Source organism: Vibrio sp. HM8-C (assembly GCF_058630515.1).
Window position 1 is genome coordinate 206866 of sequence record NZ_JBMMKS010000003.1, and the last position, 12710, is coordinate 219575.

General features: G+C 45.3%; 16 protein-coding genes. All 16 read left to right on the forward strand.

Annotated features, from left to right (window positions below; genetic code table 11):
* Positions 1–3: 3 nt before the first annotated feature.
* Genes ACOSVQ_RS05775 through cobS form a run of 16 tightly spaced genes read left to right on the forward strand, consistent with a single transcriptional unit; the run spans position 4 to position 12706 of the window.
* Positions 4–639, forward strand: a complete 636-nt coding sequence (locus ACOSVQ_RS05775; protein WP_491981590.1) for a cobalt-precorrin-8 methylmutase — start codon at positions 4–6, stop codon at positions 637–639.
* Positions 636–1772 (forward strand): cobalt-precorrin-5B (C(1))-methyltransferase CbiD, encoded by a 1137-nt coding sequence (gene cbiD / locus ACOSVQ_RS05780; RefSeq protein ID WP_491981591.1) that lies wholly within the window; start codon positions 636–638, stop codon positions 1770–1772. Before ACOSVQ_RS05775 ends, cbiD begins: the two co-directional genes overlap by 4 nt.
* On the forward strand, positions 1769–2374 hold the full coding sequence (locus ACOSVQ_RS05785) for a cobalt-precorrin-7 (C(5))-methyltransferase (protein WP_491981592.1): 606 nt from the start codon (positions 1769–1771) through the stop codon (positions 2372–2374). Before cbiD ends, ACOSVQ_RS05785 begins: the two co-directional genes overlap by 4 nt.
* Complete coding sequence (locus ACOSVQ_RS05790) at positions 2361–2933, forward strand: decarboxylating cobalt-precorrin-6B (C(15))-methyltransferase (RefSeq protein ID WP_491981593.1); 573 nt, start codon at positions 2361–2363, stop codon at positions 2931–2933. Before ACOSVQ_RS05785 ends, ACOSVQ_RS05790 begins: the two co-directional genes overlap by 14 nt.
* Positions 2926–3690 (forward strand): cobalt-precorrin-4 methyltransferase, encoded by a 765-nt coding sequence (locus ACOSVQ_RS05795; protein ID WP_491981594.1) that lies wholly within the window; start codon positions 2926–2928, stop codon positions 3688–3690. Before ACOSVQ_RS05790 ends, ACOSVQ_RS05795 begins: the two co-directional genes overlap by 8 nt.
* Positions 3677–4747: a cobalt-precorrin 5A hydrolase gene (locus ACOSVQ_RS05800; RefSeq protein ID WP_171137980.1), complete on the forward strand. Its 1071-nt coding sequence runs from the start codon at positions 3677–3679 to the stop codon at positions 4745–4747. The genes ACOSVQ_RS05795 and ACOSVQ_RS05800 overlap by 14 nt, the downstream gene beginning before the upstream one ends.
* Entirely contained in the window at positions 4747–5472 is a 726-nt protein-coding gene (locus tag ACOSVQ_RS05805; protein ID WP_102941974.1) for a precorrin-3B C(17)-methyltransferase, read from the forward strand. The genes ACOSVQ_RS05800 and ACOSVQ_RS05805 overlap by 1 nt, the downstream gene beginning before the upstream one ends.
* Entirely contained in the window at positions 5469–6350 is an 882-nt protein-coding gene (gene cobK / locus ACOSVQ_RS05810; RefSeq protein WP_491981595.1) for a precorrin-6A reductase, read from the forward strand. The genes ACOSVQ_RS05805 and cobK overlap by 4 nt, the downstream gene beginning before the upstream one ends.
* Entirely contained in the window at positions 6347–7153 is an 807-nt protein-coding gene (cbiK, locus tag ACOSVQ_RS05815; protein ID WP_491981596.1) for a sirohydrochlorin cobaltochelatase, read from the forward strand. The genes cobK and cbiK overlap by 4 nt, the downstream gene beginning before the upstream one ends.
* Entirely contained in the window at positions 7150–7863 is a 714-nt protein-coding gene (locus ACOSVQ_RS05820) for a cobalt-factor II C(20)-methyltransferase (protein ID WP_491981597.1), read from the forward strand. Before cbiK ends, ACOSVQ_RS05820 begins: the two co-directional genes overlap by 4 nt.
* Before the next feature lie 13 nt (positions 7864–7876).
* The gene (locus ACOSVQ_RS05825) at positions 7877–8617 is read left to right on the forward strand and encodes an energy-coupling factor ABC transporter permease (protein ID WP_491981598.1); all 741 of its coding nucleotides are present in this window, start codon (positions 7877–7879) and stop codon (positions 8615–8617) included.
* Complete coding sequence (locus tag ACOSVQ_RS05830) at positions 8614–8898, forward strand: energy-coupling factor ABC transporter substrate-binding protein (protein WP_102941979.1); 285 nt, start codon at positions 8614–8616, stop codon at positions 8896–8898. Before ACOSVQ_RS05825 ends, ACOSVQ_RS05830 begins: the two co-directional genes overlap by 4 nt.
* A complete protein-coding gene (cbiQ, locus tag ACOSVQ_RS05835) occupies positions 8882–9559 on the forward strand; it encodes a cobalt ECF transporter T component CbiQ (RefSeq protein ID WP_491981599.1) in 678 nt (225 codons plus the stop codon). Before ACOSVQ_RS05830 ends, cbiQ begins: the two co-directional genes overlap by 17 nt.
* The gene (locus ACOSVQ_RS05840) at positions 9556–10371 is read left to right on the forward strand and encodes an ATP-binding cassette domain-containing protein (RefSeq protein ID WP_491981600.1); all 816 of its coding nucleotides are present in this window, start codon (positions 9556–9558) and stop codon (positions 10369–10371) included. The genes cbiQ and ACOSVQ_RS05840 overlap by 4 nt, the downstream gene beginning before the upstream one ends.
* Positions 10368–11942 carry a cobyric acid synthase gene (locus tag ACOSVQ_RS05845; RefSeq protein ID WP_491981601.1) on the forward strand — a complete coding sequence of 525 codons (1575 nt, stop codon included), beginning with the start codon at positions 10368–10370 and terminating at the stop codon, positions 11940–11942. The genes ACOSVQ_RS05840 and ACOSVQ_RS05845 overlap by 4 nt, the downstream gene beginning before the upstream one ends.
* On the forward strand, positions 11939–12706 hold the full coding sequence (gene cobS / locus ACOSVQ_RS05850; RefSeq protein WP_491981602.1) for an adenosylcobinamide-GDP ribazoletransferase: 768 nt from the start codon (positions 11939–11941) through the stop codon (positions 12704–12706). Before ACOSVQ_RS05845 ends, cobS begins: the two co-directional genes overlap by 4 nt.
* The last annotated feature ends 4 nt before the right edge of the window (positions 12707–12710 follow it).

Below are 12710 nucleotides of genomic sequence, written 5' to 3' on the forward strand. Positions count from 1 at the left end.
CGTATGAACTTTATTCAGCAGCCACAACGAATTGAATCGACGAGTTTTGAAATCATCGACGAGATCATTGCCACTGAATTTCCTGATTATCAGTTTGCTAATGAACTTGAAAAGAAAGTCATTACTCGTGCAGTGCATACTACTGCCGATTTCGACTGGCTGGAGATATTGAAGTTCTCACCGGATGCTTTAGCGACGTTGCAAACGGGTATTTATGAAGGCTGCACATTCTACACCGATACAACAATGGCTCTCTCTGGCATCAATAAGAGTCTTTTGAAGCAGTTTGACTGTGACATTAAATGCTACATCGCTGACCCTTGGGTGGCAGAACAGGCGAAAGCGCAATCCAAAACACGCTCAATGATTGCGGTAGAAAAGGCCTTAAAAGATGAAGGTAACAAAGTGTTTGTGTTCGGCAATGCACCCACTGCTTTGTTTCAACTGCTAGAAAGTGCGGTCAATAAACCTGTCATGACCATAGGTGTCCCCGTTGGTTTTGTTGGCGCGGCAGAATCCAAACAAGCGCTTTACGAGAGCAATTTCCCCTTCATCACTGCTCTGGGCAGAAAAGGTGGAAGCAATGTTGCAGCTGCCATCGTCAACGCTGTACTTTACCACATGCGGGAGGCTTTATGAGTCAAACAGCTGAAGCGGATATTGTTTGGCACAGAGGTAAATCTTATCGCAAGGGTTATACCACAGGCTCTTGTGCGACTGCCGCAGCCAAAGTGGCAGCACTAATGGTGATGCGTCAGCAACTCATTCATCAAGTTTCCATTGTGACACCATCAGGTGTGGCGCTAAATCTGAATGTCGAAGATGCTTCCGTGGAATTGCAGAGTGCGGTCGCCGCGATACGTAAAGATGGCGGTGATGATGTGGATGCTACCCATGGAATGTTGATCTACGCCCAAGTAACGGTGAACGATACTCAATCCATTGAAATACTGGGTGGTGAAGGTGTGGGCGTGGTGACACGCAAAGGCGTGGGTTTACCTGTAGGTGTTGCCGCGATTAACAAAACGCCGCGTCACACTATAGAGCAAGAAGTGCGTGATGTTATTGGCCCTAACAAAGGCGCGGTTGTCACCATTTTTGCTCCTGAAGGAAAAGAACGCGCTGAGAGAACCTACAACTCACGATTGGGGATTGAAAACGGCATCTCGATCATCGGAACTTCAGGTATTGTTACTCCAATGTCGGAAGAAAGCTGGAAACGCTCCCTTGCGATTGAACTCGAACAAAAACGCGCATTAGGACACAGTAAAATCGTCTTAGTCCCAGGCAACCACGGCGAGCGTTTTGTACAGCAACAACTCAATATCGAACAAGACATTGTGGTGACCATGAGCAATTTCGTGGGCTACATGTTGCAAGAAGCGAATCGCTTGAACTTCGAACAAGTTCTTATCGTGGGACACTTGGGTAAGCTTATCAAAATTGCGGCAGGGGTTTTTCACACCCATTCCCATATTGCTGATGCACGTTTAGAAACTTTAGTCACCCACTTGGCGTTACTGAATGCGCCCCATGATTTACTACGCCAAATCTATCACTGCTTAACCACCGAAGAAGCGCTTGAGCTGATTGAAGAACATGGCTATCAGGCGGTTTACCAAAATATCGCTCAAGAGATAGAACGCAGAGTTGCGGCAATGTTGAAGTATGCCAAGCATCAGTTCAAGTGTGACGTAGTGTTGTTTTCTTTTGAAAACCAAGTGTTAGGTAGTAATCGTCCTGTTGAACAAATCGTGGAGGATTTCCAATGATTTACGTAGTAGGAACTGGGCCAGGATGCAGAGATCTTATGACTGTCGCTGGAGAAAACTTAATAGCGAAGGCCGATATCCTCGTAGGTTGGCCTCGCTTATTAAGTGCTTTTAGCGATTTCAAAGGGAAACGAATTGAATTGTCGGGAAGCATTGAGAACACGTTAGCCACATTAGAAGAATTCAAATCTCAACTGGTGGTTGTATTGGCGTCCGGCGATCCAATGTTATTTGGTATCGGTAAGCGTATTAGCGAGCATTTTGCGCCAGACCAACGCAGATGTGTTCCAGGCATAAGCTCTATTCAAATGCTGTTTTCGGAAATAGGGATTGATATGAACGATCTTTACATTACCAGCAGCCATGGCAAACAGCCTGACTTCGACTTTCTCTTCTTACATAAAAAGATTGCTCTGGTGACAGACAAGATTCTCGGTCCTTATGAAATTGCTCAGGAAGCGATAAAACGCAATCTCAAATGCAGCGTCATCGTTGGTGAAAACTTGGGGTATGAAAATCAGAAAATTTCAGTACTTAAACCTGAGCAAGTACAGCGTGAGTATGACATGAACGTGGTGGTGTTGATGAATGAAAGACAGTGAATTTCTGAGAGTAGAAAAAGTGCCGATGACAAAGCAAGAAGTACGTACCATCGTGCTTGATAAGTTGCAGTTAGGTTCTGCAAGCCGTTTTGTCGATGTGGGGGCGGGAACAGGAAGCATCGCTTTAGAAGCAGCATTAAGCTTTGAACGCTTACACGTGTATGCCATTGAAAAGAATGAGCATGCTGTAGAAATCATGCACAAAAACATGGAGCGCTTTGGCTGTAACCATATTCACCTCATCAACAAAATGGCGCCCTGTGAACTAACCGGAAAATTCGATGCGGTGTTTATTGGCGGCTCTGGCGGCAATTTAGAACAGATTATTGACTGGGCGTTAGACCATTTATTAGAGGGCGGCCGCCTTGTGATGAACTTCATTTTGCACGGCAGTCTTAACCAAGCACTAGACCATTTAAAAACGTGCGCTATCGACGAATTTGAGTGTAGCCAAATCCAAGTCTCTTCTATGACTTCTCTCGGCACTAGCTACTACTTCAAGCCAAATAATCCAACATTTATCGTTTCATGTATTAAGGGGAATCAACGTCATGGATAACTTTGATCATTCTAAAGTCTACTTTGTTGGCGCAGGTCCAGGTGATCCAGAGCTGATCACTTTGAAAGGTTACAACTTGTTAAAACAGGCTGATATCGTCATCTATGCGGGTTCGTTGATTAATCCTGAGTTGCTCAATTACTGCAAACCAACTGCCCAATGCCACGACAGTGCGTATATGCATTTGGAGCAGATCATCACCATGATGGCAGAGGGAGTAAACGCAGGGAAATTGGTGATACGTCTTCAAACCGGCGATCTCTCTTTATATGGTTCTATCCGTGAACAGGGTGAAGAGTTGGAAAAACTGGGCATTGGTTTTCGTTCAGTGGCGGGTGTTTCTTCTTTCCTTGGTGCAGCGTCTGAACTTGGTGTGGAATACACCGTTCCAGAAGTCTCTCAAAGTCTCATCATCACCCGTATGGCTGGCAGAACACCAACGCCAGAACTGGAGTCATTAGAAAGTTTTGCTCAGCATCAAACCTCTATGGCGATTTTCTTATCAGTGAAAGGGATTGGGGAAGTCGTCGATAAGCTGATGACGGGCGGTTATCCTTCAGATACTCCGGTTTCTATCGTTTACAAAGCCACGTGGAAAGATTGCCAAATTTTGAGAGGCACACTGGCCGATATCGCACAAAAGGTAACGGAAGCGGGCATCTATAAAACAGCATTGATTCTGGTTGGGCGTTTCCTCGGTGAAGAGTATCACTACTCCAAACTGTATGACGCGGAGTTCTGCCATGAATACCGTTAGGTGCGAATCGGTCTCTTTATTCACGTTAACACCGGGTGGTCAGCAGGTGGCGAATAAGCTGCGCGAACACCTGCCGATGGAGTGCTACTGCTCTGAAAAATATCTGCAGGATGGGTTCAAACCGTTTGTCGATAGCTTCAAAAACACCCTGAGTCAGGCATTCCTGCGCGACAGTGCCATCATAGTGATTGGAGCGTGTGGCATCGTCGTTCGAACTATTGCACCGCTACTTCAGGATAAGTTTACCGATCCCGCGGTGTTAGTTATTGATGAAAAAGGTAAGCATGTCATCAGCCTATTATCTGGTCATGTCGGTGGTGCGAATGAGTTAGCCCGTTATCTGTCTCACCTGATTGACGGTACGGCTGTGATTACCACATCAACGGATGTTAATCAGACATGCTCGTTTGATTTGCTAGCTAAGCAGATGTGTGCCGACACCATCGATTTTCGTGTCGCTACCAAAACCATTAACCAGATGTTGGTCAGTGGTAAGCAGGTGGGCATCATTGTTGATCCGTTTCTTGTTAACCAACTGGATTTCGATATTCACAGCTTTGATATACGTGGTTTGACGATTGTTGATGACGAGACAATTTCTCAGCATTCACTGGATGCTTTGATTGACGTGTCTATGCAATCAACACGTCCAAATTGGTCTGTACCTACATTCCAATTAATTCCTAAACGCTTAGTGGCAGGTATCGGTTGCCGCAAAGGTGTTGAACCAGACCTCTTGAAGTCGCTTTTCAATAGCCAGTTGCAGGCTTTGAATATTCATCCTAAAGCGTTGAGCATCATTGGCAGCATTGATGTTAAACGCAATGAAGATGCCATCGTTAATTTGGCGAAATCTTATGATGTGCCTTTTGAAGTGTTTAGCGCCGATGAGTTAAATCAGTGCGCAGACCGTTTTCCTCATTCTGATTTTGTTGCCAAAACCGTGGGCGTAGGTGCTGTATCACAGCCTGCAGCGTGGTTATTGAGCAACGGCTCTCTGCTGGGTGACACCATTAAACAGCAAGGAATCACTATTACCTATGGAGTATTGAACTGATGTTATACGTGGTAGGAATTGGTCCGGGTGGACTCGACATGATGACTTACCAAGCTCGAGAAGCCATAGAAGCGGCTGAAGTGATTGTGGGTTACAAAACATACACCCATTTAGTCAAAGAGTTGGTGGGCGATAAGCCGGTAATTAAAACCGGAATGTGTAAAGAAATTGAGCGTTGTCAGACCGCATTGGAATTGGCTCAATCTGGAAAAACGGTCGCCATTATTAGCAGTGGCGATTCCGGCGTGTACGGTATGGCTGGATTAATTCTTGAAATGGTCACTAAGCAAAAATGGGACGTTGAAGTCAAAGTGATACCGGGAATGACTGCGAGTATTGCAGCAGGTTCCGTACTTGGCGCACCACTGATGCACGACTTCTGTCACATCAGCTTGAGTGACTTATTAACGCCTTGGGAGCTAATTGAAAAACGCATCATTAATGCAGCAGAAGCCGATTTCGTTATCTGTTTCTACAACCCGAGAAGTCGCGGTAGAGAAGGTCATCTAAAACGTGCTTTTGAGCTGATGGCTCCGTTCAAAAATCCCAATACGCCTGTTGGCATCGTAAAAGAAGCGGGCAGACGTAAAGAAGAAAAATGGATTATGCCTTTCGAAGAGATGGATTTTGAATTGGTCGACATGCGTACTTTGGTTGTTGTGGGTAATCAGTCTACTTATTTCGATCAGGGCATGATGATTACGCCGAGAGGGTATTCATTGTGAAACCAAACCATGTGCTTGTTTTCGGAGGAACTTCTGACGCTTTGATGTTGTGCGAAGCATTGGCTGCGCGTGGCATTCACTTTACGTTGTCAGTTGCAACCGAAGAAGGTAAACACAGTGCAAAACAATTTGAATCCAACGTTATCTTAGGGCGTATGGACAGCTCCGCCATGCGCGAATTTATTCAACGCAATCACGTGGATTACGTTATTGATGCAGCTCACCCCTACGCGCAGGTTCTTCGACTCACGATAGTGGTGGCCTGTGAAGGTATTCAGTGTCCGGTCATGCGTTATGAGCGCCCCAGCTACGAGCTTCCTAGTTACAAGCGAACCAGTTACGAGCCACAAGTAACACACTCCACAATTGAGAGCGCTACAAACGAAAAGTCACAATCTATTCATGATTCGCCTCTGGTTATCAAGGCAACCAATGTGATGGACGCGTGCAGAAAAATCACAGACAGCCAGCAACGGGTTTTACTCACCACTGGCAGTAAAGATTTGGAAACGTTCAAGCGAATGCTGAGAGACAAAGTGCTGTTTGCACGAGTGTTGCCAGTTGCAGAAGTGATCAGTGAGTGCAACGCATTAGGACTTGGTATTGAAAATATCATCGCGATGAAAGGTCCTTTTACTCGAAACATGAACCGCGCGCTGTATGAAATGCTTCAGCCGGATGTCGTGATTACAAAGGAATCGGGCAGCGTTGGTGGCTTTGGGGAAAAAGTAGAGCCGTGTATCGAGCTGGGTATCCCTTGCATTGTGATCGAACGGCCAAAGACAACAACGATTAACCAATACGTGAGTTATCAGACCAACTTATCCGGCTGTGAAGAGCTGTTTGACAGTTGGCAACAAGAGGCATGTTTAGTATGAAAAAAGCATTAGTTGTAATCAGCTTTGGCACCAGCTATCACCATGCGATGAAGAAAAACATCGAAGCATGTGAAGCCGAACTTGCACGGGCTTATCCTAATCGAGACTTCTTCCGAGCATTTACGTCATCGATGATCATCAGGAAACTCGAGAAGCGCGATGGGATTCATATCGATAACCCACAAGAGGTTCTGCAACGTCTGAAAGACGCAGGCTATCGTGATGTGGTTATTCAGTCTTTACACATCATCAATGGTGACGAATACGAAAAGATCTCTCAGCAAGTGGAATCTTATCGCGATGACTTTGACAACTTGCAGCTAGGTCTGCCTCTGTTGAGTTGTATGGATGACTATGATCAGCTTGTTGAAGCCATTCAACATCAAGCACCACAACTGAAACACGATGAACGTTTGGTGCTTATGGGGCACGGAGCAACACACCATGCCTTTTCTGCATACGCTTGTCTTGACCACATGATGATGGCGAGAAATTTGCCCTATGTTGTTGGCGCGGTTGAGAGCTATCCAGAGATCGAGAGCGTGATTTCTAGGTTGGAAAATGAGTGCGTTAACAAAGTGTATCTTATGCCGCTGATGCTGGTTGCCGGTGATCACGCAATCAATGACATGGCTTCTGATGAACCTGACTCATGGAAAACACTGATTCAAAAATCGGGCATCGTTGCCGAACCGATCGTTCAGGGATTGGGAGAAAATCCGCTTATCAGACAGATGTTTGTCGATCACTTAGCTGCTACTGAATTAGCAAATAAGCCATTGGTTAAGGAGAAAGTCGCGTGAATAAAGGAAAACTCTATGCGATTGGAACGGGACCGGGCGCAAGCGACCTTATTACTGTAAGGGCAGCTCGACTTCTTGATAAGTTGGATGTTTTGTATGCACCTGCAGGTCGCAAAGGCGGCGATAGCCTTGCACTGTCGATTGTTCGTGAATACATCGGAAAACAAGTTCTGATCAAAGAGCGCCATTTCCCCATGACCAATGATGAGCAAGAAAAGCAGCAAGCGTGGGATGACGTTGCATTCGAAATTGAAGCAGATGTGAATCACGGGAAACAAGTGGGATTCATTACCTTAGGTGACAGCATGTTGTTTAGCACCTGGGTATTTCTGCTCGAACGTCTCGAAAGCAAAATTGATATAGACATCATTCCCGGAATTACCTCTTTCTCTTGTATCGCATCACAAGCGCACTTCCCACTGTGTATGGAACAACAGTCATTGGCGGTGATGTCATGTACTGCAGAGATAGAAGTACTTCGCCGTGCTTTGATAGACCACGAAGCTGTGGTGCTGATGAAAGTCTACGGGCGTTTTGACAAAGTGCGTCAGTTGTTGATTGAGCAGGGTTTGCTTGAACATGCTGTGTTGATGGCAAACGCCTCAATGGAGAATGAGATCTTTTATCCGGATTTGTCACAAGTAGAAGAGGGTGAAGCTCTGCCTTACTTCTCAACCATAGTGGTAAACCGTAGCTGGAAACATCACTAGAAGGAGTTCGTGTATGTCACTGAAGTTCAATACCAAACGCATGGCGCTCATGGCATGGGTAGGCGCTATTGCAATGTCACCACTCAATGCCAATGCAATGCACATTATGGAAGGTTTTTTACCGCCAACATGGGCTTTAACTTGGTGGGCTTTGTTCATTCCGTTTGTGATCATGAGCGTTAGGAATCTAAAACAGATCGTTACTGATGATGCCAATAAGAAAGTACTGCTAGCCCTTTGCGGCGCGTTTATTTTTGTACTTTCAGCGCTCAAGCTTCCTTCAGTTACGGGCAGTTGCTCCCATCCAACCGGAGTTGGTTTAGCTGTTATTTTATTTGGCTTTATGGTTGTGCCTGTACTTGGCGGTATTGCTCTACTGTTCCAAGCGTTGTTGCTTGCTCATGGCGGCATTTCAACGCTAGGTGCAAACGGTATGTCGATGGCGGTCATCGGTCCGATGACCGGTTACTTCGTCTGGGTTGCCGCTAACCGTTTGAATCTGCGCAAAGATATCGCTGTATTCTTAGTGGCGTTTGTCGCAGACATCTCTACTTATGCGGTCACCTCTTTGCAGCTTGGCGCAGCATTCCCAGACCCTGAGTTTGGTGTCATGGCTTCTATGAGTAAGTTCATGGGCATATTCCTGTTCACTCAGTTACCAATCGCGATCGCAGAAGGTTTGCTCACTGTTCTTATCTATGAACAACTGACCAAACGTTCGCTCGTTTCGTTTCAAGAGAGGGTATTACGATGAAAAAGAATCTAATTCTGATGGCTATGCTGTGTGCCTTAGTCGTTGTTCCATTACTAATGAATCCGAGCGCTGAGTTTTCTGGCTCTGATGGTCAAGCAGAGTCCTTGATAACTCAAGTAGCACCTAACTATAAACCATGGATTGAACCTTTAATTGAACCTGCGAGCGGAGAGATAGAAAGTTTACTGTTTACGCTGCAAGGCTCATTGGGTGCGGCTGTGATCTTTTACATTTTAGGCTTCTACCACGGCAGAAGAAGAACTGATGCTGATCATCGATAAGTACGCATATCAAAACCGTTGGGTTGATGTTTCGCCGAGCTATAAATGGTGGTCATATCTTGCGGTTTTGGTGACAGCCATGATGACACCGATAGCGTGGCAATTCGCTCTGTTCATTTTGCTCAGTGTCGTCACTTGTTACGCAGGCAGGTTAACTTCGAAGCAGTATCTGCAATGGCTGAGTTTACCTTTTGGCTTTTTAGCCATGAGTCTTATCGCGATGCTTCTCACATACAGCGATAACTCAGCACACTTGATTGCAAGTTTGCCAATGTTCGATGGCTATGTTGGGGTAAGTGCTCAAACAGTTGATACTGCGCTGACAACACTGTTTCGGTGTTTATGTTCTATTGCCGCGACATTGTGTTTCGTGATTATCACGCCCTTTAATCAGTGCGTGACGTTACTAAAAAAAGCGCGTTTACCCTCGGTTTTGGTTGAGCAAGTGTTATTAACCTACCGATTCATTTTTATCTTTATTGAAGAAGCTCACGCCATTTTTACCGCCCAAACACTGAGGTTTGGATATATCAAACGTGGGTTATGGTTGAAATCATTAGCAATGTTGGTGGGTGTGTTACTGCAAAGAGTGATGATTCGTCACCAGCATATGCAAAGTGCTCTGGCAGTTAAGTTGTATCAAGGAGAATTTCATCAATGACGTTATCAGTGAGCTCAATGAGTTTTGCTTATGAAAAAGATGAACGGGTGCTGAGGAATCTCAATATGGATTTTTCCACTCATCCGGTCATTGGTGTTGTTGGTGCAAACGGATGTGGTAAATCCACTTTATTCAAACTACTACTTGGTCTGCATACGCCAACAGAAGGCAGTGTCAATTGGTCGCAGCAACCTATTGACTACAGTAAGAAAGCACTCATCGAACATCGTAAAAATGTCACTTTGTTATTTCAGGAGCCCGACCAGCAAATCTTCTATACCGATGTTTATAACGACATTGCGTTCAGTCTGAGAAATCTTGGAATAGCGGAACATGAAATCGAACAAAGAATTCAACGAGCGTTAGAGCTGGTGGATGGCAAGAGTTTCTCCCATAAGCCTATTCAATATCTCAGTTATGGTCAGAAAAAGCGTGTCGCGCTGGCAGGTTCACTGGTCATGGATTCCGATTATTTGCTGTTAGATGAACCTACAGCGGGTTTGGATCCAAATGGAACTAAGCAGATGAAAGCCCTCATACGTTCTATTTCTGATCTCGGTAAGAACGTTGTGATGTCCAGTCACGACATCAATTTGATTTACGACGTATGTGATTACGTCTACGTCATGAGTCAGGGAGAGATGGTTTCTCAAGGTGAACCACAGAACGTTTTCCTTGATAAACGCTTTATTGAGCAAGTCGGTCTGGAACAGCCTTGGTTAGTAAAAATGCACCAAGAGTTTGGTATGCCATTGTTTCGCCACGAACATGAAATGGTCGCTGGGAGTAGTCTAATTAAGGAGTCGATATGAGTCGTGCAATCATGTTTCAAGGAACCGCTTCTGACGTTGGCAAAAGTGTGTTGGTGGCGGGTATTTGTCGAATTCTGGCACAAAATGGATATCGCTGTGTGCCATTCAAAGCACAAAACATGGCGCTGAATTCAGGGATCACACGCTGCGGTGATGAAATGGGCAGAGCGCAAATCTTTCAGGCTGAAGCAGCAGGCGTAGAGCCTGATGTAAGAATGAATCCTGTCTTACTTAAACCTACTGGCGATCGTCATTCGCAAGTGATTGTGATGGGAAAAGTTCTGACCAACATGGATGCGGTGACTTATCACGAATTCAAACCCCAACTGCAACAAAAGATTTTCCGTGCATTTACAGAGCTTGCCGAGCAAAACGACATCGTAGTTCTGGAGGGAGCAGGTAGCCCAGCTGAGATTAACTTACGCGACCGTGATATCGTCAACATGGGCATGGCTGAGCTGATCAATGCGCCTGTGATCCTTATTGCTGATATTGACCGAGGTGGTGTGTTTGCTTCCATTTACGGCACGTTGATGTTGTTGTCAGAACAAGAACGGCAGCGTGTTCGAGGTGTGATTATTAACAAGTTTCGCGGCGATGTAGAACTGCTCAAACCGGGAATAAAGCAAATTGAAGCACTGACACAAGTTCCGGTTATCGGAGTCGTTCCTTATCTTGATGTGGACTTGGAAGAAGAAGATGGTGTGGCATTACAACCCGAAAAGTTACGCCATCAACTAGGAATAGAAAGTGACGCGGATAAACTTGATATCGCCGTGATCAAAGTTCCTCGTATTTCCAATTTCACAGACTTCAATGCGTTAGCTGCTCAGCCCGACGTGAATTTACGTTACGTTGCTAAAGTGTCTCAACTTGGCAATCCAGACTTGATAATCCTGCCCGGAAGCAAAAATACCTTAGCTGATCTCACTCATCTGAATGAGTGCGGTTTGTCATCTGCCATTGTCAACAAAGCGAAAAAGGGCTGTGCGGTATTGGGTGTCTGCGGTGGCTATCAGATGCTTGGTAAGACACTAATTGATGGTGTTGAATCAGGCATTGATCAGATGGATGGACTTGGTTTGCTTGATACAGTGACCAAGTTCGCGCAATCCAAACACACTACGCAAGTAAAAGGGAAGATCCTCAGCCATAGTCGTGGTTTGTTCTGCGATGTTGATGGAATGGAGCTAAGTGGGTACGAGATCCACATGGGTGAAACTGAGGTGATCGGTGACATGAAACCGTTCGTTGAAATACGGTCTCGTAATCAGCAAAACGTAAGCATTTTGGATGGCGCAGTGACAGCGGATGGTTTGATTGCGGGTACGTACATTCACGGTTTATTTGACCATGGTATTTTCACTCGACACTTCTTAAATCAACTGCGGTTAAGAAAAGGTCTAACTCCATTAGCGGAGGATGCTTTCGATTATGCAAGTTACAAGAGTGCGCAGTTTGATCTTCTGGCGGATGGTTTAAGAGAAGTCTTAGATATCGACCAGCTAGAGAGAATTATGGATGAGTTTCCGCTAACACTGGCTAATAAAGAGCAGGAATGCTTGGTATGAAGCCATTTTTAGTTACTCTGCAATTTATTACACGGATTCCTGTTCCCCAAAGCTGGACCAGCGATTACGATTTTGATCAGACTTATCGTGGTGTGGTGACATTCCCGATTGTCGGCGCCATTTTGGGTATTATCGCTGCAGCTATATCGGTCACCCTGTATATGTGTCTTGGCTGGAATAGCCCCCTCAGTGCAGCGACTTACGTGTTCTCACTGGCACTGTTAACTGGTGGTTTTCATCTGGACGGACTTGCGGATACTTGTGATGGAATATTTTCTGCCAGAACCCCAGAACGGATGTTAGAAATCATGAAAGACAGCCGTTTGGGAACGCATGGAGCGCTGGCACTGTTTTTTGTTCTTACGTTAAAGATTCTCACCGTCACACAGATTCTAGATACTGAGCCCGAAGAAGCGCTACTTATTTTAGTGATTGCGCCGTGCATTAGTCGCGCTTGGATGTCACTTCTTATGTATAAGCAAAACTATGCTCGTGAATCTGGGTTAGGACATATCTACATCAACAGAATTTCGTCCCATCAATTTTATTTCACCCTCGCTATTGGCGCTGCTATTGCGTCTTGGATGCTAGGCTGGCAAAGCCTGATTGCATTTTGTGTAACAGGGGGATTTGCTTTGATTTATCGCCGCTATATCAATAACACCATCGGTGGGCAAACTGGGGACACGCTTGGTGCTGGTAACGAATTGTTTGAATTATGTTTTTTAATGGCTATGACCAGTGTATGGACGCTTAGTATCTAGACCT